The following is a 24078-nucleotide window of genomic DNA, read 5'->3' as shown; positions in this document are numbered from 1 at the left end:
ACAGCCTGTGAGTGAAGCCAATGCCCATGCCGGCAGCGGCGGACTGTTCGTCCGCCGTCCGGTGCTCGCCATCGTCTTCAGCCTGCTGATCGTGGTGGCCGGTATTGCCGGCATCCTCGGCGGCGAGATCCGCGAACTGCCGGATGTCGATCGCCCGGTGATTTCGATCACCACGACCTATACCGGCGCGGCACCCGAAACGATCGACCGCGAGGTGACCGCCATCATCGAGGGCGGCGTGGCCCGCGTTTCGGGCGTGACCGACATCTCGTCGTCATCGTCCTTCGGTCGCAGCCGGGTCACGGTGGAGTTTTCCGACAGCACCGACCTGTCGGGGGCCGCAGCGGACGTGCGCGACGCCATAGGACGGGTGACCCGCAACCTGCCCGACGACGCCGACGATCCGCAGATCGTCAAGGCAGACGCCAATGCGGAAGCCGTGATGCGGCTTGCGGTCACATCGGAGACGATGAGTGTCCAGGACATGACTGTGCTGGTCGAGGACGAGGTGGTGGATCGCATCGCCTCGGTCCCCGGCGTCGCCGATGTCCAGGTCTATGGCGACCGCAACAAGATTTTCCGCGTCGATATCGACCAGTCGCGCCTTGCGGCGCTGGGGCTGACCGTCGGCAATCTCAAGTCCACGCTCGACAATGTCGCCTTCGACGTACCCGCCGGAACGCTGACGGCGACCACGCAGGACATCGTGGTCCGCGCCACCGCCGACGTGACGACGCCCGAGGAATTCGAGGCGCTCTACATCAACGACCGTGTGCGCATCGGCGATGTGGCCAATGTGACGCTCGGCCCGGACCCCGGTGATTCCACCCTGCGCGCCAACGGCAAGACCGGCATCGGGCTCGGCATCATCCGGCAGGCGAAGTCGAATACGCTGGAGATCTCGGAAGGGGTGCGTCAGGCGGCTGCCGATCTCCAGCAGATCCTTCCGGAAGGCGTCGACATCCGCGTGACCGGCGACGATGCGACCTTCATCGCCGGCGCCATCGACGAGGTGGTGCGTTCGCTGCTGATTGCGACCGGCGTCGTGATCCTCGTCATCTTCGTCTTTTTGCTCGACTGGCGCGCGACGATCATTCCGGCGGTCACACTGCCGGTGGCGCTGATCGGCACATTCGCGGCGATCTACCTGATGGGGTTCTCGATCAATATCCTCACCCTGCTGGCGCTGGTGCTCGCGACCGGCATGGTGGTCGACGATGCGATCGTGGTGCTCGAAAACATCGTGCGCAAGCGTAACGAGGGCCTGGGCATCCGGGCTGCAGCCGTGATCGGCACCAGCGAAGTCTTCTTCGCCGTCATCGCCACAACGGCAACCCTTGCAGCGGTGTTCATCCCGCTCTCCTTCCTGCCGGGTCAGGCCGGCAGCCTGTTTCAGGAATTCGGCTTCGTGCTGGCTTTCTCCGTGCTGCTCTCGAGCTTCGTCGCGCTGACGCTCTGCCCGATGCTTGCCTCGCGCATCATCAAGGCCAAGCCGCCAAAGAAGGACGGCGAAGTGGAGAAGCAGAGCATGGCCGGTCGGCTCGGCGCCTGGCTGTTCAACAGCTACAAGCGCCTGCTCCACATGTCGCTCGACTTCCCCGTGGTGGTGGCGCTGATTGCGGTCCTGGTCTGCGGCTCGGCCTTCGCGCTGCTGTCGGCGGTTCCCCAGGAACTCACGCCGCAGGAGGACCGGTCGGTCGCCCTGATGCGCATTTCCGCGCCGCAGGGCGTGAGCCTCGACTACACCTCGGCGCGCATGCGGGAACTCGAAACATTGCTGCAGCCACTGCGCGACAGCGGCGAGATCCAGAACATGTTCGCCATGGGAGGTCGCGGCGGCAGCGCCAATTCCGGCTTCATGGTGCTCACCCTCGCCCCGTGGGACGAGCGAACCCGGACACAGGCGGAGATTTCCGCCGACATCAATGCGGCTGCGGCGAAGATCCCGGGTATCCGTGCCTTCGCCTTCCAGCCCAATAGTCTGGGAATCCGCGGCGCCGGCCAGGGCCTGCAGTTCGCGTTCGTCGGCAACAGCTACCAGAAGCTTGGCGACGCCGCGCAGAAGATGGTGGAGAATCTCGAGAACGATCCGCGCTTCGAGCAGGTGCGCATGTCCTATGAGACAACGCAGCCGCAGCTTGCCGTCTCCATCGATCGCGAGCGTGCCAACGATCTCGGCATCGACATCAACGGGCTGGCGGAAGCCATGCAGGCGCTGCTCGACGGCAGCGAGGTCACGGAAGTCTTCATCCAGGACCGGTCCTACCCGGTCAAGCTGATCTCGACGACATCGCCGATCAACGATCCGACGGATCTGGAAAGCATCTATCTCAAGACCAGCGACGGCCGCATGGTGCCCATGTCCACCATCGCCACGCTGACCGAAAAGGCCGTCTCGCCATCGCTCAATCGCGAGGAACAGCTTCGCTCGGTCTCGATCACGGCCGGACTGACCGACCAGATTGCGCTTGGCGACGCCTATAACGAAGTGGTGCGGATGGCCGAGCCCCTGCTGCCGCCCGGCGCACGGGTCATTCCGCTTGCAGAAGCAGCGACGCTCGACCAGTCCTCGCAGGACATGATGCTGACCTTCGCCATCGCCATCATCGTGGTGCTTCTGGTGCTGGCCGCCCAGTTCGAGAGTTTCGTCTCCGCGCTCATCATCATGGCGACGGTGCCGATCGGGCTTGCCTGTGCGATCTTCGCCATCCTGCTGACCGGCGGAACGCTCAATGTCTACAGTCAGATCGGGCTGGTGCTGCTTGTCGGCGTCATGGCCAAGAACGGCATCCTCATCGTCGAGTTCGCCAACCAGCTGCGCAATACCGGACTGTCTGTCCGCGAAGCCGTGGAACAGGCATCGCTGATCCGTCTGCGCCCGGTCATGATGACGATGGTGTCGACCGTGCTCGGCGCCGTTCCTCTCGTGTTCGCCTTCGGCGCGGGAGCGGAAGCCCGGACGGCACTGGGCTGGGTCATCGTCGGCGGACTTGGACTTGCGACGGCGGCCACGCTGTTCGTCACGCCGGTGGCCTATCTGGCGCTGGCGCGGTTCTCGAAACCGACCGTGGAAGAGGAAGCTCGTCTCCAGCGCGAACTCGACGAAGCGGCGGGACACGGCGTCTGATCAGCGAGCGGCACCGGACTTTCGCGGTCTGGTGCCGCCCAGCCGGGCAAGCACTTCGCCCGGAATGCCATAGAAGCGGATCGCCTGACGGTGATCGCGGACCCCGCAAGCCTCGCGCTGGATGAAATAGCGCCAGACCGCATCGCTGGCGTCCCAAAGGCACTCGTCGCGCTCGGACGAACCCGGCGAGGTCTCGTTGAGACGGATGATCGCCATCTCGACATCGCGGCCGGCCTTGCCGAGCGAATAGGCCTGTTCCTCGGATGCCTGCACCTCGATGGGCGCAATCCCCGATATTTCCTCGAATTTGCGGATCATGTCGTGAGAGAGTTCGACAGGCATCGTGCTTCCCGCGTTGACCGTTTCCCGTGACGTCGTGCTAGCGCCTCGCCCGATAGCCTAGCACGGCACCGCCCAGGGCAACCACGGTGAATGCAACGACCGAATAGATGAGCGCGGTCCGCAAGGCTTCGATGAAGACCGGCTGCGGGGAACCTGCCGCCTCGCCGCCGAAATGGCTGAAGAAGATCTGTCCCATGACGGCCACGCCCAAAGCCGCGCCCGCCTGCTGAAAGGATTGCAGGCTTCCGGATGCCGATCCCGCGTCGCGCCCCTCGACGTCCGACAGAACGGTCTGGAAGAGTGCCGGTATGGTCGTGCCCAGGCCGATGCCGGCCATAAACAGCGGTGCGATGAAGTGCCAGCCGACGATGTGATCGGCGAGAGAACCGACGACAAAACGCAGTCCGAACATGGCCAATACCAGCAGAAGTGCGCCGATGATCAACCGCTGCACCATGAAACGGCCGCCGAGCCGGTTGGCGACAAGGGACGCGGTCAGGACACCCACAGAAAAGGGCATGGTGGTGAGCCCGGACTGGAGCGGGGTCAGGCCAAAGCCGATCTGCAGGAACACGGCGAGCACCAGAAACAGGCCGGGTATCGACGAGAACAGCAGTGTCGTCAGCATCGCGCCGCTGAGGAACTGGCGATTTTCGAGCACGCTTGCAGGCATCAGCTGCGGCTTGTCATCGCGGGCCCTCGCCTTCTGCCAGCGGTGGAAGGCGAAACCCGTCGGGACACTTGCCGCCAGCATGACGAATATCCAGACCGGCCAGCCGAAGTTTCGCCCCTCGACCAGCGGAAAGACCAGAAGCAGCATCGTGGTCATGGCCAGGAGAATGCCGACGACGTCGAAACCGACATCCGGATTGACCCTGCCCCTGGGGATGAATTTCAGCCCCGCAGCGATCGCGATGACGCCGATGGGAATATTGACGAGGAAGATCGGCCGCCAGTCGAGCCCGAAAATATCCGCCCCGATCAGAAAGCCGCCGAGAACCGGACCGGTGACGGTGGCGAGGCCCGCGGTCAGACCGAACAGCGAAAAGGCCGTGCCGCGCTCATGCGGCGGAAAGATCACCTGCGCGATCGCCAGCGTCTGCGGCGTCATCAGCGCTGCGGTCAGGCCCTGTACGGCGCGGGCTGCAATCAGCATCTCGATATTCGGCGCGATGCCGCAGAGAGCCGAGGCGATCGTGAAACCGGCAACGCCGCACAGAAACACGTTCTTCCGCCCCATCAGGTCACCGAGCCGGCCGAAAGGCAAAAGACCGATGCAGAAGGAGAGAATATAGGCTGCGGCCACCCACTCGATCCCCGAATCCGTCGCGCCGAGATCGCGCTGCAGGCTCGGCAGGGCCACATTGACGATGGTGACGTCGATAAGGTTCATGAAGCCGGCAATCAGCATCACCGTCATGGCCACCCAGCGGCCTTCATAAAGCGGCGCTGCGGCCGATGGCCCCGTTTCTGAGGGCGGAACGATCTGTTCTGACATGAAGAGTTTCCGGTGACATGCCTGAAGCGGCTGGTACGGACATAGGCCTCCGTCGGCACGCCGGCAAGTTCACCACAGCACTTCACCTTCCCCTTCAGGCCGATTAAGACAGCCGGATGGCATTGAACTGGGACGACATAAGGGTGTTTCTGGCAGTGGCGCGATCGGGGCAGATCCTGGCCGCGGCGCGTCGGCTGGGTCTCAACCATGCGACTGCGGCTCGGCGCATCACGGCGCTCGAGACCGCGCTCGACAGCCAGCTCGTCATCCGCCGCACAAATGGCTGCGTGCTGACCGGCGAGGGTGAGGCGTTCCTGGCCCATGCCGAACGGATGGAAGCCGAGATGCTGTCCGCGCAATCAAGCCTCGGGCGCACCGACAGCGCGATCTCCGGTACAGTCAGGATCGGGGCTCCAGACGGTTTCGGCGTCTATTTTCTCGCCGCACGGCTCGGCGAACTCACCGCCCGTCATCCCGACCTCAAGCTTCAGCTCGTGCCGGTGCCGCGCTCCTTTTCCCTGCCGCAGCGTGAAGCCGATATCGCGATTACCGTCGAACGGCCGGCGGCCGGACGGCTGGTGTCCAGGAAGCTCGTCGACTATTCGCTCTCGCTTTATGCATCGCAGGCGTATCTCGCCGAGATGGGCGAGCCGAAGGTGGCCGAGGATCTGCGCGACCACCGGCTGATCAGCTATGTCGAGGACCTGATCTTCTCGCCGTCACTGCAGTTCACCCGCGAGATCCTTCGCAACTGGTCGGCGCATTTCGAGATCTCCAGCGCCATCGGGCAGACCCGCGCGGTGCGGGGCGGCGCAGGCATCGCCGTGCTTCACGATTACATCGCCGCCGACTATCCCGACCTGGTGAATGTGCTGCCCGAGCTTCGGATCGAGCGCGGCTACTATATCGTCTTCCACGAGGCTGCCCGCGATCTCGCCCGGCTCAGAACGGTGGCCGATTTCATTGCCAAGGCAACGGCGGAGGAACGCTCGCGCTTTCTCCCGGACAGCGGCTCGGCCACCTAGCGGTTGCGCAAACGAAAACACCCGTCCGGCCAAGCCGAACGGGTGCTTTTATTCGTCGCCCGAGACTGGAGGCCAGGGTGGGAGGGGGACAACCTGGCGCGCTCAAGGGCGGCGCTTGCCGGGACCTGGAGGGGGGAGAGAAATCCCGGCGTTGAACATGATATGGTATCGCGAACTGGCGCCTTCAAGGCAGCATGTCAATTTTTTGGAAACGCACGCGTTTTGGAAAGCATTCGCTTATGTAAGGAACGTCGCCGTGACCTCTTTCGGCCTGGCATTGCTGCACCATATGGTGGGTTCAGGAGTTGAGTTTTGACAGATACGAAATCCGCCCCCCGGCCGGCAGGGACCTACACGGCCGATATGCGCCACACACGCCTCGGCCCGGACTTTTACGACCCCGTGAAGGCCGCGGCGTTTCCCCGCGCAGAACTGAGGTTCCGCAATGACCGGGCAGCCGCCGAAATCGGGCTCGATGGCCTGAGCGACGAGCAATGGATCAGGCATTTCGGCCGCTTCGAGCCACTTCCGGACAATTTGCCCGAGCCGCTCGCGCTCAGATATCACGGTCACCAGTTCCGGGTTTACAACCCTGACATCGGCGACGGGCGCGGCTTCCTTTTCGCGCAGATGCGCGATCGTGCAGGCCGGCTGATGGATCTGGGAACAAAGGGATCCGGCACGACGCCCTGGTCGCGCAGCGGTGACGGTCGCCTGACACTCAAGGGAGGGGTCCGCGAGGTGCTGGCCACCGAGATGCTGGAAGCGCTCGGGGTGAACACGTCGCGGTCTTTGAGCCTGATCGAGACCGGGGAAAGCCTGATGCGCGGAGACGAGCCCTCCCCCACCCGGTCGAGCGTTCTTGTCCGGCTTAATCACAGCCATGTGCGGATCGGCAGCTTCCAGCGGCTCCTTTATCTCGAGGAGCACGAAAACATCCGGAAGCTGCTCGATTATTCGATCGCCGAATACTGGCCGGATGCGACGGGGCCGGCCGATTTTCTCGGCCATGTCGTCGATGCCGTGGCAAAGCTGGGGGCACAATGGTTTGCGGCAGGTTTCGTCCACGGCGTGCTCAACACCGACAACATCACCATTACCGGCGAAAGTTTCGATTACGGACCGTGGCGGTTCCTGCCCGATCTCGACCCGAACTTCACCGCCGCCTATTTCGACCATCAGGGTCTCTACGCCTTCGGTCGTCAGCCCGACGCGCTCTACTGGAACCTGGCACGGCTCGGCGAATGCCTGATCCCGCTCGTCGATGTCTCGGAATTGCAGCCGGTTCTCGAGACATTTCCGAAAAGGTTTGACGAGGCCCTGGCTGATACGACGCTCGGCCGGCTCGGCATCGAGCCGGATCGCGAGAACCGTGAGCGTGATCATCGGCTCACCGCGCTGTTCTATTCGGCGCTCCGCGACAACCGCGTGCCCTTCGAGCAGACTTTTCTGGACATGGCCTGCGGCGCCGACGACGACCGTCTTGCCCAAAGCCCGCAGTCGCACGCCTATGACACCGATGCCTGGCGCATGGTCATCGCCGCATTGAGAGATCGCGATCTGACCGAAGGCGCCACGACTGCCCTGAAAGCCGGCACCTTGCCCGTCCGGGCTCAGAGCATGCTCATCGATGAAGTGGAGGAAATCTGGAAGGACGTCGCCGAAAGCGACGACTGGACCGCGTTCCACGCCAAGATCGAAGCGGTGAGAGGTTATGGCCGGGAGCTTGAGAAAGTCCCGGCCACAAGCAACAGGATCTAGTCGATCCAGCCGTTGCGCAAGGCTGAGGCCACGGTCTGCGTTCTGTTCACAGTACCGCTCTTGCGCGTGGCATTGTTGAGGTAATGGTTCACCGTGTGTTCGGAGAGATTGAGGATCTTCGCAATCTCGACGCTTGTCTTGCCTGCCGCCGTCCAGACAACACATTCAAGTTCGCGCTCGGTCAAGGGTGAAGCCTGAGGCTTGTCTTGCGCGGACACCATCGTCAGTCGGTCCTTTGCCTTCGACGACAGCAGCGCCAATTCCGCCAGTTCGAAAGCTTTCAAGGAGGGCCTGTTACCAAGGTACGAGATCACGGCCTCGCCGGCACCCGGTGTGAAAACCGGCACGATCAGCCAGGTCGAGAGATCGAACTCCGAAAGTATCTGCTCCACCCGATCGAACTTGCGGCTGTCGCCCCTTTCACGCTCGCCGAACCGCACCTCGAAGGGCGCTCCGGTCGCGCGAATGGCTGCAACCACAGGATTGGATTCAGAGCTTTCGAATCCGTCCTGACGCTTTATCAAATCTGACGGGGCAGAAGTAATGATAACCGTATCCGACAAGCGAAACTGGCTATCTCTCGGCATTGAATTCACGGAGAAATATCGGAACCCGTAACTCTGTGTTACTTCTCTAAGGCACCGAAAAACATCAAATTGGGAAGTACAGGCACCTAGCTGCTGCAACAGCAGGTCGGCGCGACCAGCTTCGACAGTCATTTGTTCCATTCTTTTTCCTGAAGAACGCGACGGTTCCATCCAGGCCCCTTTTTGTTGCCTCTAAAATTCCGCCGCAGGTACAAAGTAACACATATATTTTCAGAGTGCGAGAAAGATCGCGCATTCTTGATACATTTTTCTAACGGTTCTAAAAAAGGGTAACCAAATCGCTTTCAAGAGCCGAAATGCAATCAGGCCGAGCATGTATTTTTGCTAATTATTTCAGTTGTCTCCACCTTTCCGCGACCTAATATGGGGCCTGAGGAATTCGGCATTCACGGGAGGAAGAAATGCTCGGACTCATGCAGGAATGGCCACTTTTGGCCCATACCATACTGGATCACGCTGCTCGCATGCACGGCAAGCGCGAGGTGGTTTCAAGATCCGTAGAGGGTCCGATTCACCGAATCACTTACGCCGATCTGCGGACCCGTTCCCTGAAGCTTTCCGAGCGCCTATCCGCCGATGGCGTGAAACCGGGAGACCGGGTGGCCACGATGGCGTGGAACACCTGGCGGCATCTGGAAAGCTGGTACGGCATCCTGGGTGTCGGAGCGATCTACCACACGCTCAATCCGCGCCTGTTCCCCGAACAGATCGCCTGGATCATGAACGACGCCGAAGACAGGATGCTCTTCGTCGACCTGACCTTCGTCAAGCTCGCCGAGGCGCTCGCGCCAAAGGTGCCGTCGCTCGAACGCGTGGTCATACTGACGGATGACGCTCACATGCCCGAGACGTCCCTGCCCGGCGCGATCTCCTATGAAAACTATATCGCGGAGGCGGACGGCGATTTCGAATGGCTGCGTTTCGACGAGAACACGGCCGCAGGCATGTGCTATACCTCCGGCACTACCGGCGACCCGAAGGGCGTCCTCTACTCCCACCGCTCCAACACGCTTCACGCGATGATGGCGCTGCAGCCCGACATGATGAACATCGGCGCGGCCGACCGCTTCATGCCGGTGGTGCCGCTGTTCCACGCCAATGGCTGGACGACCGCTTTCGCGGTCCCTATGGCGGGCGCCACGATGGTGATGCCCGGCGCGGGCATGGACGGCAAATCCGTCTACGAGATGCTGACGAACGAGAGGGTCACGATTACCGCCGCCGTTCCCACCGTGTGGCTGATGCTGCTGCAATACATGGAGGAGAACGACTGCAAGCTGCCCGATCTCAACCATGTGATCATCGGGGGCGCCGCATGTCCGGAAGCTGTCATTCGCAAGTTCCAGAACAATTACGGCGTCGAGGTCATCCATGCTTGGGGCATGACCGAGATGAGCCCGCTCGGCACGCTGTGTTCGATGAAGCCTGAATATGCCGGCCTCGAGGGCGACGACAAGATCGCGATCCAGAAGAAACAGGGCCACGCGCCCTACTCCGTCGAAATGAAGATAACGGACGACGACGACAATGAACTTCCCTGGGACGGCTCGACCTTCGGGCGCCTGAAGGTTCGCGGTCCGGCGGTTTCCGGCGCCTACTACAAGAACAGAGGCGCCGATCAGTTCGGCAGGGACGGCTGGTTCGATACAGGCGACGTCGCCCACATCGACGAGCACGGCTACATGCAGATCACCGATCGCTCCAAGGACGTCATCAAGTCCGGCGGGGAATGGATCTCGTCGATCGACATCGAGAACCTCGCCGTCGGCCATCCGGATGTCGCCGAGGCCGCGGTCATAGGCGTCAACCATCCCAAATGGTCCGAGCGCCCGCTGCTGATAATCGTCCTCAAAGCGGGACGAACCGCAACGAAAGAGGACATGCTCGCGTTTCTCGAAGGCAAGATCGCCAAATGGTGGATGCCGGACGATGTCGTCTTCACGGACGAAATCCCGCATACTGCGACCGGTAAGATCAAGAAGACCGTTCTGCGCGATACATTCGGCGACTACAAATTGCCGACGGCTGGCAGGGACTGAAACCCCTCCTGCCTCCGTCCGGAGAACAGAAGGAAGAGGCAACTGAGCACGGTACCGAGAGTGGCGGCAGTCGACTGGGGAACCAAGAGGTTCCGCCTCTGGCTGATGGGCAATGACGGCACCGTGCTCGCGGGCTCAACGAGCGACGACGGCATTGCCGCGGCGCGCGAAGCCGGATTCCACGCGATACTGGAGAAGCATCTTGCCGGGCTCGAAGCGCCGTCGGGCCTTCCCGTCGTCATCTGCGGCATGGCCGGTTCGCGGCAGGGCTGGAAGGAATCCGGTTACCTTTCCGTGCCCGCGGAACTGGACGATCTCTGGAGACACGCGACGCAAGTGAGCGGGCTCGATCGCCCGGTCACGATCCTCCCGGGAATCTCGCAGGCGCCTGGCCAGTCGAGCGACGTCATGCGGGGAGAGGAAACCAAGCTCTTCGGCGCCAGCATGGAAGGGCACGGCGCCCACAGCTACTGTATTCCCGGCCAGCATTCGAAATGGGTGCTGATGGCCAAGAGCCAGGTTCAGGGCTTCCGGACCTTCATGACCGGCGAGATGATCGATGTGCTGAGCAGGCAGACCATCCTGCAGCATTCGCTTGAAGGGGCCGCCGAGGTGGAAGCGGGCGATCCGGCCTTTTCCACCGGCGTGCGCGACGGATGGCTCAATCCGGGTAAGCTGACCAACACCCTGTTTTCCATCCGGGCGGGCGACCTGCTGGAACACCGCAGTCCAGACGAGAACCGGGCGCGATTGACGGGACTGATGATCGGCGCCGAACTTGCGGGCGCGGAGCCCGGCACTGACGGCGTGGCTCTGGTGGCATCCGGACAGCTGGCGCAGCTGTACCAGTCAGCCTTCGCGACCTGCGGCATCGAGGTGAGACTGATCGATGCCGAGATTGCCGTGCAGCGAGGATTGTTCGAGGTCTGGCGCGCGCTTGTCAGCGCCGCCTACGCTCACGCGCGCAACTCGCGCTCCTGACGCGACCGCGTTTCGCGCTCCAGCTTGATGAGCGTGTAGGTGGTTTCGGCGTTGACGGCCTTGCCGAAAAGATATCCCTGGCCGGCACGGCAACCGAGCTCTAGCAGCTTGGCCGCCTGTTCGGGCGTCTCGATACCCTCGGCGATCACCTTGAGATCAAGCCCTTCGCACATGGCGAGGATTGCCTTGACGATGGTGCCGGACGAGCGGTCGACCGTGATCTCGTTGACGAAGGAGCGGTCGATCTTGACCTTGTCGAAGGCAAAATCACGAAGCCTTCCGAGGCTCGACTGGCCGGTGCCGAAGTCGTCGAGAGAAACGCGGATGCCGAAGGAGCGCAGTTCGTTGACCACCTCGCCTGCCGCTTCGGGGTCGCTCATCATCGCCGTTTCGGTGATTTCGAGCTCGACACGTCGCGGGTCCAGCCCGACGGAATTCAGAATGGCTATGACGTTGTGACAGGTCGCGGGGTCGGTCAACTGGATCGATGACATGTTGAACGACAGGAACAGATGCGACGGCCAGTTCTTGGCAGTCTCCGCGGCCTTGCGCAGAAGGGTGTCGGTCAGCGAGTCGATAAAGCCGCGCTCTTCCGCGAGCGGAATGAAGAGAGCAGGCGAGATGAAGCCGAGATCGCGGTCGGTCCAGCGCGCAAGCGCCTCGAAACCGAGAAGCGCACCATCGGCAATATTGATGATCGGCTGGAAATTGACCGCCACCTCGTCGGCGATGATCGCGCGGCGCAGGGCCTGCTCAACCTCGGTCGACCGGCGCATCTCCTCGGCGATTTCCTCGGAATAGACGGTGATCTGGCTACGGCCGCGCCGCTTCGAGCGGTAGAGCGCGGTATCGGCGCTCTTCATGAGTTCGGCGAACTGCTCGCCGGCGAAGGGGTAGATGGCAAAGCCGAAGGAAGCCGAAAGGCGCACATTTCGATCGCCCAGATCGTACGGCGCCGACAGGACTTCCTTGAACATGCGGCCGATCTTTTCGGCGCCCTTCTTCTCGAAGATCAGAGGCAGGACGAATGCGAACTCATCGGAATCAATGCGCGCCACGAACCCGCCGTCAGGCAGGCAGGCGTGCAGACGATGGGCAATCTGGCAGAGAATCTCGTCGCCGGCAGCGTGACCGAACAGATCGTTGATGGGCTTGAAGCCGTCGACATTGGCGATACCAATGGTGAAAGGCGCCGGATCATCGGCGCGTTCGGCCGCGAGCTTGCGCACCTTGTCCATCAACCGTCGCCTGTTGCCGAGTCCCGTCAAGGGGTCGGTCAAGGCCACGATATTCGGATCTGCAATTTCAGCCTGGCTCAACTCGAGCTGTTCTTTCATGGCTATGTTTGCCACCTGCATTCACAATCGCCGATTTTAGTAAAATGCAATAGATTCCTTAACTTTGTCCTATCGCAAGTTGCGGGGATCGACAGGAAAACGAACACGTTCAGCACGCCCTTTCCGTCCGTCACGCGACCTGCTGGCCGTGCCGGGTCGGGACCCACAGATTGATCGCCGCTTCGAGCTTTTCGGGGCTGACGGGCTTGGTCAGATAGTCGTCCATCCCTGCCGCATAGCAGGCGTCGGCATCCCCCGCCATGGCATGAGCGGTGACCGCGAGGATGGGCACGTGATGATCGCTCGACCTGGCATTTTCCTCCTCGCGTATCCTGCGAGAGGCTTCATGACCGTTCATCACCGGCATGGAAACGTCCATCAGGATGAGATCCGGCTTCATCTCCTCCCACGCTTCGACCGCCTCTTGGCCATTGGAGACGATATGGTAGTCGACGCCGATGCTGGTGAGGATCTGCTCGAAGACGATCTGGTTCACGTCGTTGTCCTCTGCGACGAGGATGCGGACCGTGGAGGTCTTGAGTGCCCGCGGCGCGGCCGGGGGAACGGGAATCCGGACCGGCGCGGGTTCGGGCGGCGCAACGACCGGCTGGACAGCCGTCTCGGCCTCACCACCATCAGTCGCGACAATTGCATCCGAGGCCTCGTCATCGACAGCCGGATCGTCGGGAAGCTGCTGGTTTTCAGCGACCGGAGGCATTTGCCTTGCTGCTTCTTCCCGCTGTTCGGGGACTGAATCCGAGGTTTCCGCTTCAACATGCCGAACGTCGGTGGGCCGCTCCGCTTCCACTTCCGCCGACCGCTGCGCTTCGGCTTCGGCAGTACGACGGGCGATGTCGCGTGAGACACGCTCGGCCAGCAGACGTGTGAGCACGGGGTATTCCGTCGCCGCGGGATTGGCGGCCAAAGCCGCTCCGATCTCGTCCGACACCTCGATGACATCAACGCTCACATCCATGCTGCGCGCTGTATCGAGGAACGAGAAAAGCTGATGCAGATCACCGATCGCGAGTGTCTCGACAGTTTCGCTCCTGAGCGCGGCTGCATGCTCCTCCGCCCGGGCACGGTCCTGATCGACGATGAGGATACGCTTTCTGGTCCGCTCCGCCTGTTCCGGTCTGGAGGAGACGGTTTTCCGGCCGGCGTGATAGAGGCCGGACTGCGTGGTTATGCGATCGATTGAGATGACGATATAGCAGCCATTCGATGTACGTACCCGGTTCTGGCGCGTGATCGAACGGATGAGCGAGCCGTCCGCATGAGGAATGTCCTCGACGAATTCCAGCGGCTCTCCGGTTTCCATGACCCTGCGTTCGCGCTCCTCGAAGACGCTGGCCGCTTCCTCGCCCACCACCTCGGCGACCCGGCGCCCGAGAATTTCATGTTCCTTGTACCCAAGCAGGCTGCAGAAGGCCTTGTTGACGAGAACGACCTGCAACGTCTCGTCCTTGACGAGGATCGGATTGGGAAGGTTGTCGACCACATCCTTGGCCAGCCTTTCCCCGTCCTCGGCGGCCTTCAGCTCATTGCTGCGGCGCATCTGGTCGGAGATGTCGGTGATGTGAGTGATGAGCAGCCCACCGGGCAGACGGCGCTGGCCAAGCCTCACCCAGCGACCATGCGGCAATTGCTCGACGTGATCGTAGCGCTCGCGCCAATGGATGGCGATGCGCTCGGCGATCCAGTCATTCCGGGAGACAGCACCGCGCTTCTTGCCCGCGACACCGAAACGCGCCCCGCAATCATAGATGGCACCGAGGAAATCGCGGAGCCGGGTGCCGATGACCAGACTGTCGTCGGGAATATCGAAGAAGCGGTTGAAGTTTTTCGATGAGTAGATGAGCGTGTCGTCGCGGTCGTAGATAGCGACGGACGTGCCGAGCGACCCTGCGAGCCCCTCGACGAGAGCCAGCTGCATATTGTCCTTACTGATGTCGCCCGCACTCAACTTGCCGCACTCGCTCTGCGTCTTCAGATTGGAGCGCTCGAGATCACCAGCGTGAAAGACGCACATCACATACGCGATCATTCACCGGCGAATGTCTGTTTCCACGCTCCGCAAGCACGATGTCAGAGCCAAGTTAAGCCGGACTTAATATATCAGAATACTTTCGGAGGACTGATCAGGATCAACCGGAGGTCGTTCACGTTGGTCAATGTCGGACCTGTCATCACCAGGTCTCCGGTCGCCGAAAACAATGTGTAGGAATCGTGATCTGCCAGATATTTCGCCGGCTTCAATCCTCTTGCCTCGGCACGGTAAAGCGTGCCGGGGTCGATAATCGCACCGGCATTGTCCTCACTACCGTCGATGCCGTCGGTATCGCAGGCGAGCGCACAGATGCGCGGATCTCCATCGAGAGCCACGGCCAATGCCAGAAGATATTCGCAGTTGCGGCCGCCGCGACCTCCAGGCCTGTCGACGGTGACCGTGGTCTCCCCGCCGGACACGATGAGGACCGGCCTTGCGTCCGGCTTCATCTTCTCGGCCAGATCGAGGGCCATCCTCGCCTGCGCCTTGCCGACCTCGCGAGCTTCCCCCTCGATATCGGCGCCGAGCGAGATGACATCATACCCCATGAGCCGCCCTGCCCGGGCGACTGCTTCGACCATGTCCGCGGGCCGGGCGATCAGCACGTAGCTGTTACCTTCAAATACCGGATCACCGGGCTTCGGCGTTTCGCTCCCGGGATCATCCAGGTGCGCGCGCACCTCCTCCGATATCGCAATGGAGAATCTCGCGATCACATCGAGAGCATCGGCAAGCGTGGTCTTGTCGGCAACCGTCGGGCCCGAGGCGATGACGGAAGGGTCATCGCCCGGCACGTCGGAAATGCCGAGCGTGACGACACGGGCGGGATGCGCGGCCTGGGCGAGCCGCCCGCCCTTGATCGCAGAGAGATGCTTGCGCACCGTATTCATCTCGCCGATCGGCGCACCGCTTGCGAGAAGGGCCTTGTTGATCGCCTTCTTCTGCTTGAGCGTCAGTCCTTCCGCGGGCAGACCCAGAAGCGCCGATCCCCCGCCGGATATGAGGCACAGGACCAGATCGTCCGGTCCGAGCCCCGTGACGGTCTGCATGAGCTTGCGGGCCGCGACCTCGCCCCGGTCATCGGGAACCGGATGCGATGCCTCGATGACCTCGATAATGCGGCACTCCGTGCCATGGCCGTAGCGGGTCACCGCAATGCCTTCGATATGGCCCTGAAAATTGTCCTCGACCGCGCGCGCCATGGAGGCTGCCGCCTTGCCGGCCGCGATGACGATGGTGCGACCCTCGGGAGGCGCAGGCAGGTGCGGAGGCACGCAGACAGCAGGATCAGCGGCCTTGAGACCGACATCGAACAGGGCACGGAGAGCCGCGCGGTCCGCATCATATGACGTCATCTTACAACTCCAGAACCCGAGTAGAGACAGAAAAGCCGCCACGCCGCGCGATTGCAACAAAGCAGGACGAATTTGTAGGGAATTCTTTCTCCTGGTCATTGCAGCTTGATCCGAATCCGGGAACATGGGGGATGGCCGTCCAACAACTACCCGACACGCTCATCAACCAGATTGCCGCCGGCGAGGTCGTCGAGCGGCCGGCAAGCGTCGTCAAGGAACTCGTCGAGAACGCCATCGACGCCGGCGCTAAGCGCGTCGAGATCGCGACCGCCGGCGGCGGCAAGTCGCTGATCCGCGTCAGCGACGACGGTTCGGGGATGTCACCCGAGGATCTCGCCCTTGCCGTGCGCAGGCATTGCACGTCGAAACTCGGCGGCGGGCTCAACGATATCCGCACGCTCGGCTTTCGCGGTGAGGCACTGCCGTCGATCGGCTCTGTCGCCAAGCTCAAGATCGTCAGCCGGGAGCCCGGAGCCGAGAGCGGCTACGAAGTCCGCGTCGATGGCGGGGCGGGCGGGGAACCGAGACCGGCCCCTGCCAATCCCGGCACGATGGTCGAAGTCCGCGATCTGTTCTTCGCCACGCCTGCGCGTCTGAAATTCATGAAGGGCGAGCGAGCCGAGAGCGGCGCCATAACCGAAGTGATCCGTCGGATGGCGATCGCCTTCCCCCATGTGCGCTTCGTGCTTTCCGGGCCGGACCGGATGACCACCGAATTCTCCACCGCCGCCAGGCCCATCGACCGGATCTCGCAGGTTCTCGGCCGCGAGTTCGCAGACAATGCGATCGAGATCGAGGCCGTGCGCGAGGATGTGCAACTGTCCGGTCACGTCGGGGTACCGACATATAACCGCGCCAATTCGCTCAACCAGTACGCCTTCGTCAACGGCCGTCCGGTGCAGGACAAGCAGATCATGTCGGCGCTGAGGGCAGCCTATTCCGACAGGATCCCGCGCGGTCGGTTCCCGGTTGCGGTGCTGATGATCGAGCTCGACCCGGCGCTGGTCGACGTCAACGTCCATCCAGCCAAGGCCGATGTGCGGTTCCGCGATCCGGGTCTGGTGCGCGGCCTGATCATCGGCGCCATCCGTCAGGCGCTGGAACGCGAAGGCGACCGCGCATCGACGTCGGGCACGACAGGAATGCTGTCGGCGCTGCGGCCGCAAGGTGCCGCGCCAGCCTACCGGCCCGCCAACGTCTCCTATCGCCCGCCTGCAAACTGGTCGCAGGAGGCATCCCCCTACAGGCCCCAGAACACCGAGGTTCCCTTCGGCTTCGCGGAACCCGTACAGCCGGGCTTCATCGACGCCGAAATTCCCTCTGCCCGTGCCGAAGACATTCCCCCGCAGACCGCAGCACCGCAGGCATCCCATCCGCTGGGCGCCGCGCGCGCGCAGGTGCATGAAAACTACATCGTAAGCCAGACGCAGGACGGTCTCGTGATCGTCGATCAGCATGCCGCTCACGAGCGGCTGGTTTTCGAAAAGCTGAAGGGAGCGATGTCGGGCGGACGGCTGCCTTCGCAGATGCTGCTCCTGCCGGAGATCGTCGATCTGCCGGAAGAGGATTGCGACAGGCTCGCGGAGAAGGCTGCCGATTTCGAGCAGCTTGGTCTCGGCATCGAGCGTTTCGGCCCCGGCGCCATTGCCGTTCGCGAAACGCCGGCCCTTCTGGGCGAAGTGGACGTGCCGTCCCTGGTCCGCGATCTTGCCGACGAGATTGCCGAATGGGGCGACGCGGCGGGCCTTCGCGACCGGCTGGAATCGGTGGCCTCCACCATGGCCTGTCACGGCTCGGTGCGGTCAGGCCGACTTTTGAAGCCCGAGGAAATGAATGCACTTCTGCGGCAGATGGAAGCCACTCCGGGCTCCGGCCAATGCAACCACGGGCGCCCCACCTACATCACGCTCAGTCTCGCCGACATCGAACGACTTTTCGCCCGAAGGTAAGCTCGCCTTGCAATGGGAGAAAGCGCAAGGATAATAGAGGCGTTCTTGCCCACGGAGATTTCATGAACCGTTTCGAAGGGCCGGGTTCCCGTCCGGCATCGCTCAAATATCTCGACGGAGACATTCAGGTGGTCACGCCCGGCAGCTATGTCGTGTGTGCTGTCACCGGCGAACGCATTGCCATCGACGAGCTGAAATACTGGAGCGTCGACCGCCAGGAAGCCTATGTCGATGCGCAGGCCTCGCTCGATGCGGAAAAGAAGGCTGGCACCCTGCCGGTCAGAAAATAACCGTCAGATCGGTCTGTGACCTGACGCCACCAGCCGGCGCTTGCATTTCTCGATCGCCGATTTGACGATCTTTCCCGCCGTGTCGGACTGATCGAAGTCCAGACGCACTTCCAGCACCTCAACCCGCCCGGCCATTTCCTGGGCCTTGCCGTGTCCGCCCTGAAGGCGAACGAGATCTTTCGCGGTGGTCACCAGCTTCAGGCCGTAGAGATCGGCCTCGTCGAACATTTCCTGGATTTCGTCGTCGGCGAACGTGTGATGATCGGGGAAACCCCTTTCATGCGCCACACGAATGCCGGCCGCCTCGAGCGTTTCGAAGAACTTGCCGGGATCTCCGATGGCCGCAAAGGCGAGGCAGTTCTGCCCCTTGAGTCTTTCGGGTGCCAACGGGACGAGATGGGCTGTGTGAACGGATTTCGCGGCTCGCGCCGCCATGCGGATAATCCTGTCGGCGGCCGTTCCCTCGCCCACGACAAGCAGGGAATCGGCATGGCGGAGCTGGGCGACGATGGGTGCGCGCACCGGGCCTGCCGGAAAGACGCGACCGTTACCAACGCCCTTGCGCGCATCGATGACCATGACGGCATGGTCGAAGACCAGACGCGCGCTCTGAAACCCGTCATCCATGATGATGATGTCGGCGCCTTCCGACATCAGCAGCTCCGCGCCCGCCGGTCTGTCGGGCGAAGCGACGGTGAGCGCGCGACGAGCCAGAAGCATCGGCTCGTCACCGACAAGGCGCGCGGAATGCTGTTGGGGATCGACCACGGTCGCGTGGCGGATATTGCCGCCATATCCGCGGGTCAGGAAACCGGGCTTCAGGCCGACCGCCTCCACCGCATCGGCGAGCGCCAGCGCGGTCGGCGTCTTGCCGGAACCGCCGACGGTGAAATTGCCGACACAGATGACCGGAACGGAAACTGCCTTGCGCTGGCGCTTTTCCATGATGCGGCGCGCCACGCGTCCGTAAACCCATCCCACCGGGGAGAGAAGAGCCGCCTGCAGTCCGGGCTTCTCCCACCAGAACGGTGGCGCCTCGCTCACCATGTCCGCCTCCTGCCCTCGGCCGCCTCCTTGCCTGCGTCACTCGACTGCAGGCGTGCCTTGACCGTAAGCGGGTTGAGATAGGGCTCGAGGGCGCGCACGGTCGTCTGCAGGCCGCCGCGCAGGTCGCGCAGGGTCTTTTCGCCGCCGGCGGCCATGGCGGCGCGGGCCTTGGGATTGGCAAACAGGAAGTTCACGCCCTTGGCCAGCATCGCGCCGTCGCGGACGAAGCGGCCACCGCCATTCTTGAGAAGCTTGGCGTAGACATCGCGAAAGTTGGTCACATCGCTGCCGGAAAGCACCGCGCAGCCAAGCATGGCCGGCTCCAGCGGGTTCTGCCCGCCGCCCATCTTGAGCGAGCGGCCGACAAAGACGACCGAGGCAAGATTGAGGTAAAGTCCCATCTCGCCGATCGTGTCACCCAGATAGATGTCGACGCCGGGCTCGATCTCCTCGCCGCGCGACCGGCGGGCAACGACGAGGCCCCGCGCTTCGAGCATGGCTTCGATCGCGTCGCCGCGCTCGGGGTGGCGCGGCACGATGATGGTCAGCTGCCCGTGCACGGGCTTGAGGCTCTGGTGCACGTCCGCTGCGATTTCCTCCTCGCCCTCGAAGGTCGAGGTCGCGGCCCAGACGAGACGATCGCCGACCTGCCGGCGCAGAAGTCCCAGTTCCCTCGCATCCCATGGCGGGGCGACGGTATCGACCTTGAGGTTGCCGGATACGGCGACCTGGTGAACGCCGAGCGTGGAGAACCGCTCGGCATCGAGATCGGACTGGGCAATGACGAGCGAAAGGTTCTCGAAGAGAGCGTCGGCCAGATTGGGCCGGCTTTTCCAGCGCTCGAACGAGCGGTCCGACAACCGGCCGTTGACCAGCACCTGCGGCGTGCGGCGGGCTCCGAGCTCCAGAATGGTCATCGGCCAGATTTCGGATTCGGCGATGATCGCCAGATCGGGCTTCCAGTGATCGAGGAAGCGCGAAACCGGCGTCTTGATGTCGAGAGGCACATACTGGTGAATGACCGAATTTCCGAGACGCTCCTTGGCGATGGTCGCGGATGTCACGGTTCCGGTGGTCAGCACCACGTTGACCGAACGGCGGCGCACCTCGCTGATAAGGGGGATGACGGCGGAGGTTTCGCCGACGCTTGCCGCATGGAACCAGACAAGCGGGCCTTCAGGACGAGGAATGTCGGACCGGCCATAACGCTCGCGGCGACGGCTGGAATCTTCCTTTCCACGCGCGGCACGGACGGCAAGATAGGGCCAGAGCAGCGGGTGAAGCAGCGCACCCAGCCAGCGATAGGTAAACAGTGTCGCGCGGGCCCAACCTGTGCTCACTTCGCCCCCTCCACGGCCCGATAGGCATCGCGGGTAACCCGATCGAGTTCCTCGGTGACCTTCTGGCGCATTGCGGGTTCTTCCTCGCGTGTCGCGACGTAGATCGGCTGACCGATTTTCAGGCAGCGCTTGCCGAACGGCAAATTGATCGTCGTCTTGTCCCACGAATTCTGGAGAACATGGTAGCGGCTGGTGGCAATCGCGATCGGAACGATCGGCCGCGACGAAAGCCGCGCGATGCGGACGATGCCCTCACCGGCCTGGCGGGGCTTGCCCTTGGATATATCGGCAACCATCACGATGCTGTAGCCATCCTTCAACGCATCGCATATGGCCTTCGTCGCGCCGACGGCACCTTTCTTCGCCGCGGCACGCGCGCTGCGCCCGCCCGAGCCACGGATAACCCCGTGACCGGTTCGCTCGATGACACGCGCGTTTATCTCGGCATCCGCACTTCTCGATACGAGCGACTTGAAAGAAATGTTCTCGGGCGCCGCATAAGGCGAAAGCAACTGCTGGCCATGCCAAAGGGCGAATATCGCCGGCCAATGTCCGTCAAGAACGACAGGATCGTCACTCTCGTCGACCTCGGCATTGCTGGTCCAGGTAAACCGCAGCCATCGTTCGACGATCGCGGAAGCCACGTTCTGAAAGCCGTCTGACCGCAGAATGGTTTTGCCAATTTGACGCATACAGCCGTACTTGCCGGTTTTTGGCCGGGCTCACAAGCAAATCTGTCCGAAACGTACGACCGTCCCCAGCCGAAACGCCTAACGGTTCAGCTTCACGCGTTTTCAGGATCGAGAAGACGATGCATGTGGACGATGAAGTAACGCATGTGGGCGTTGTCGACCGTCATCTGCGCTTTCGATTTCCAAGCCTGGTGAGCGGCAGCGTAGTTCGGGAAGATACCGACGATATCGAGGGCGTCGAGATCGCGGAACTCGGTCGAGGTCACGCTTTTCAGCTCACCGCCGAACACGAGATGGAGAAGCTGTTTGGATTCTATTTCTGCCATGGGATTCATCCGGTCCTGATGGGAATGTTGGCGGCGGTTTGGGCGAAATCTTTCGAAAGGTCAATGCCCCAAAACTTCCGGAAAACAACCTCTGAGCGGGGCGACATCATCGCTCGCTGCCGCCATCAGGAAACCGTGGGACGGATCCGGGCGATTGAAGGATACGCGTTCCATATGCTCATCCACAAGGCAGTGGCCGGTTTCGCTCAGCAGAACATCGGCTGCGGCCAGATCCCATTCGTTGGATCTCGGCCTCACGAGCACCGCTCCCAGATCGCCGGATGCGACACGCGCTATCCTCAGCGCCAGCGACGGCCCGCCCGGCGCCCGCTCCACGGGAAAACCGGGATCCTCGATCGCCTTGTCCGCCAGCGCATCCGGCATGGACAGCTTCAGCGGACGCATCGGCGCGCGATCGGCGGCCATCGTCAGACGTTCGGAATTGAGGAAGGCGCCATTTCCGCGCGACGCCCACCATATGTCCCCGCGTGCGGGAGACGCGAGCGCACCGACGACGGCAACCCCGTTTTCGACGATGGCGACCGAAACGCACCAATCCGTCTTGCCGCCGATGAAACCGCGTGTGCCGTCTATCGGATCGACGATGAAGACGCGCTCCCGCGCCAGGCGGGAAGGATCGTCCAGGCTCTCTTCCGACAGCCACCCGTAGGAAGGACGGGCGGCAAGCAGCGTGTCGCGCAGGAACCGGTCGGAAGCCATGTCCGCCTCACTGACGGGTGAGCGTTCTTTCCCCTTGTACCAGGTCTCAGGCGAACGCCCGAAATAGGAATGCGCGATCTCGCCGGCCTTTCGGGCCGCATCGACGAGAAGTGCCAGATCGTCTTCTATCCAGTCGGAGCTCATGGTCACTCCGTCATTCGCCGGCCAGCGTCATGCCTTCGATGGCGATGGTGGGGGCTGCAGTGGAAAATTTCGGATCTATGTCGTTCGCGAGAATCATGCGGTTGAACATGTCCTTGAGGTTGGAGGCGATGGTGATCTCCGACACCGGATAGGCGATCTCGCCGTTCTCGATCCAGAAACCGGATGCGCCCCGGCTGTATTCGCCCGTCAGCATGTTCACGCCGTGACCGATGAGTTCGGTTACGTAAAGACCGGTGCCGATCGACTTGATGAGTTCCTCAGGCGACACGTCGCCCGGATCGCAGATCACATTGGTCGAGGAGGGGACGGTGGAGTTGCCGCCGCGCTCGGCGCGACCATTGGTGGCAAGCCCCAGTTCCTTCGCGGTCGGTGACGCCAGGTACCATTGTTGGAGGACGCCATTTTCGACCATGAGGAGCGGACCGGTCACGACGCCCTCGCCGTCGAATGGACGCGAGCCGGGACGGCGGGGCAAATGCGGATTGTCGTTGATGGTCAGACCGGAGATGGCGATCTTCTCGCCCATCCGGTCCTTGAGGAAGCTCGTCTTGCGGGCGACCGACGAACCGTTGATGGCCCCCACAAGGTGACCGATCAGTCCGCGCGACACGCGCGGGTCGAAGACCACGTTCATGTTGGAGCCGGTCGGCACGCGGCGCGGATTGACGCGCCTTGCTGCCCGCTCGCCGGCATTGCGGCCAATCAGTTCGGGATTTTCGAGATCGGAGAAGAAGACGCGGCTGTCGAAATCATAGTCGCGCTCCATCTTCGTGCCTTCACCGGCAATGACCGCGACCGAGCGACCGAAGCCCGAGCGCTGGTAGGAGCCCGCAAAGCCGTGCGAGGTGGCCAGAACCAGACCGAACATGCCGGCGGATGCGCCGGCGGCGACCGAAGCGGTAACGCCGGGAACCGCAAGGGCAGTCTCTTCCATCGCCATCGCGGCCTCAGTCAATGCCTCCGAGCCCGGTTCGGTCGGATCGTAGAGATCGAGATCCGGCCAGTCCTTCGCCAACAGGCTTTCATCCGCCAGGCAGGCATATTGATCTTCCGGCGAAACACGGGCCATCGCCACGGCGCGTTCGGCAAGCGCCTTCTCGTCCGCTCCGTGCCCGGCGGAGACGCTGCCCACCCGCTGACCGACGAACACCCGAAGGTTGAAATCGTCGGCTTCAGAGGCCGATGTATTGTCGACCTTGCCGTTTCGGACCGAGACCGAACTTGCACGCTGGCGTGCGACGACGGCGTCGGCCTTGTCCGCCCCGGCCTTGATTGCGAGATCGATGAGTTTTTCCGCCCGCTGAAGCAGGTCCTGGGATCGGGTCAAGATGGCATTCCGTTTGTTTATTGGTTAGGCAATCATGTATTGTTCATGCTGTCCTGCATCAAGTGCAGGCGCGTCCAGTTCATTTCTGTCTTGTGGTGT

General features: G+C 62.5%; 19 protein-coding genes. 7 read left to right on the top strand and 12 right to left on the bottom strand.

From position 1 onward, the window contains the following. Nucleotides 1-7: 7 nt before the first annotated feature. Nucleotides 8-3127: an efflux RND transporter permease subunit gene (locus E2A64_RS05205; protein WP_244598153.1), complete on the top strand. Its 3120-nt coding sequence runs from the start codon at nt 8-10 to the stop codon at nt 3125-3127. Here E2A64_RS05205 and E2A64_RS05200 read toward each other — a convergent pair whose 3' ends face one another. Together E2A64_RS05200 and E2A64_RS05195 are read right to left on the bottom strand one after the other, a co-directional pair. Then, nucleotides 3128-3469, bottom strand: coding sequence for a DUF6665 family protein (locus tag E2A64_RS05200; RefSeq protein ID WP_133283338.1), 342 nt, complete (start codon nt 3467-3469; stop codon nt 3128-3130). Nucleotides 3470-3506: 37 nt separating this feature from the next. Beyond that, nucleotides 3507-4967, bottom strand: coding sequence for an MFS transporter (locus tag E2A64_RS05195; RefSeq protein ID WP_133283337.1), 1461 nt, complete (start codon nt 4965-4967; stop codon nt 3507-3509). 122 nt (nt 4968-5089) lie between these two features. On the opposite strand from E2A64_RS05195, the gene E2A64_RS05190 reads away from it, so the two are divergent. Further along, nucleotides 5090-5992, top strand: a complete 903-nt coding sequence (locus tag E2A64_RS05190; RefSeq protein ID WP_133284269.1) for a LysR family transcriptional regulator — start codon at nt 5090-5092, stop codon at nt 5990-5992. A 363-nt stretch (nt 5993-6355) separates the two neighbouring features. Beyond that, the gene (locus E2A64_RS05185) at nt 6356-7753 is read left to right on the top strand and encodes a protein adenylyltransferase SelO (RefSeq protein WP_133284268.1); all 1398 of its coding nucleotides are present in this window, start codon (nt 6356-6358) and stop codon (nt 7751-7753) included. Here the strand turns inward: E2A64_RS05185 and E2A64_RS05180 are convergent. Continuing rightward, nucleotides 7750-8481: a helix-turn-helix transcriptional regulator gene (locus E2A64_RS05180; protein WP_158285687.1), complete on the bottom strand. Its 732-nt coding sequence runs from the start codon at nt 8479-8481 to the stop codon at nt 7750-7752. The genes E2A64_RS05185 and E2A64_RS05180 overlap by 4 nt on opposite strands. Nucleotides 8482-8762: 281 nt before the next feature. Here E2A64_RS05180 and E2A64_RS05175 point away from each other — a divergent pair, with 281 nt between their 5' ends. After that, on the top strand, nt 8763-10400 hold the full coding sequence (locus E2A64_RS05175; RefSeq protein WP_133283335.1) for a long-chain-fatty-acid--CoA ligase: 1638 nt from the start codon (nt 8763-8765) through the stop codon (nt 10398-10400). 60 nt (nt 10401-10460) lie between these two features. Further along, nucleotides 10461-11381: a 2-dehydro-3-deoxygalactonokinase gene (locus E2A64_RS05170; protein WP_244598152.1), complete on the top strand. Its 921-nt coding sequence runs from the start codon at nt 10461-10463 to the stop codon at nt 11379-11381. On the opposite strand, the gene E2A64_RS05165 is transcribed toward E2A64_RS05170, so the two are convergent. From E2A64_RS05165 to E2A64_RS05155, 3 genes are all read right to left on the bottom strand, one after another. Further along, complete coding sequence (locus E2A64_RS05165) at nt 11357-12718, bottom strand: putative bifunctional diguanylate cyclase/phosphodiesterase (RefSeq protein ID WP_133283334.1); 1362 nt, start codon at nt 12716-12718, stop codon at nt 11357-11359. The two genes, E2A64_RS05170 and E2A64_RS05165, sit on opposite strands and share 25 nt — an antisense overlap. Nucleotides 12719-12848: 130 nt before the next feature. Then, nucleotides 12849-14765: a response regulator gene (locus tag E2A64_RS05160; RefSeq protein WP_133283333.1), complete on the bottom strand. Its 1917-nt coding sequence runs from the start codon at nt 14763-14765 to the stop codon at nt 12849-12851. A gap of 71 nt (nt 14766-14836) precedes the next feature. Further along, the gene (locus E2A64_RS05155; RefSeq protein WP_133283332.1) at nt 14837-16123 is read right to left on the bottom strand and encodes a glycerate kinase type-2 family protein; all 1287 of its coding nucleotides are present in this window, start codon (nt 16121-16123) and stop codon (nt 14837-14839) included. 131 nt (nt 16124-16254) lie between these two features. On the opposite strand from E2A64_RS05155, the gene mutL reads away from it, so the two are divergent. Both mutL and E2A64_RS05145 read left to right on the top strand, forming a co-directional pair. Next, a complete protein-coding gene (gene mutL, locus E2A64_RS05150) occupies nt 16255-18072 on the top strand; it encodes a DNA mismatch repair endonuclease MutL (protein WP_133283331.1) in 1818 nt (605 codons plus the stop codon). Nucleotides 18073-18134: 62 nt separating this feature from the next. Beyond that, nucleotides 18135-18362: a DUF2093 domain-containing protein gene (locus tag E2A64_RS05145; protein WP_133283330.1), complete on the top strand. Its 228-nt coding sequence runs from the start codon at nt 18135-18137 to the stop codon at nt 18360-18362. A gap of 3 nt (nt 18363-18365) precedes the next feature. On the opposite strand, the gene lpxK is transcribed toward E2A64_RS05145, so the two are convergent. The 6 genes from lpxK to E2A64_RS05115 all read right to left on the bottom strand — a co-directional run bounded on the left by lpxK (nt 18366) and on the right by E2A64_RS05115 (nt 23982). After that, complete coding sequence (gene lpxK / locus E2A64_RS05140; protein ID WP_133283329.1) at nt 18366-19409, bottom strand: tetraacyldisaccharide 4'-kinase; 1044 nt, start codon at nt 19407-19409, stop codon at nt 18366-18368. Continuing rightward, on the bottom strand, nt 19403-20749 hold the full coding sequence (gene waaA, locus E2A64_RS05135) for a lipid IV(A) 3-deoxy-D-manno-octulosonic acid transferase (protein ID WP_133283328.1): 1347 nt from the start codon (nt 20747-20749) through the stop codon (nt 19403-19405). The genes lpxK and waaA overlap by 7 nt, the downstream gene beginning before the upstream one ends. After that, a complete protein-coding gene (locus E2A64_RS05130; RefSeq protein WP_158285686.1) occupies nt 20746-21393 on the bottom strand; it encodes a lysophospholipid acyltransferase family protein in 648 nt (215 codons plus the stop codon). The genes waaA and E2A64_RS05130 overlap by 4 nt, the downstream gene beginning before the upstream one ends. A 140-nt stretch (nt 21394-21533) precedes the next feature. Further along, a complete protein-coding gene (locus E2A64_RS05125; RefSeq protein ID WP_133283326.1) occupies nt 21534-21767 on the bottom strand; it encodes a DUF4170 domain-containing protein in 234 nt (77 codons plus the stop codon). Between the two features lie 60 nt (nt 21768-21827). Next, complete coding sequence (locus tag E2A64_RS05120; RefSeq protein WP_133283325.1) at nt 21828-22631, bottom strand: 3'(2'),5'-bisphosphate nucleotidase CysQ; 804 nt, start codon at nt 22629-22631, stop codon at nt 21828-21830. A gap of 10 nt (nt 22632-22641) precedes the next feature. Then, nucleotides 22642-23982, bottom strand: a complete 1341-nt coding sequence (locus E2A64_RS05115) for a TldD/PmbA family protein (protein WP_133283324.1) — start codon at nt 23980-23982, stop codon at nt 22642-22644. Between the last annotated feature and the right edge of the window lie 96 nt (nt 23983-24078).

Source organism: Pseudohoeflea suaedae, from assembly GCF_004354915.1.
Classification (GTDB): domain Bacteria; phylum Pseudomonadota; class Alphaproteobacteria; order Rhizobiales; family Rhizobiaceae; genus Pseudohoeflea; species Pseudohoeflea suaedae.
This window is presented reverse-complemented; position numbering and strand designations above follow the sequence as displayed.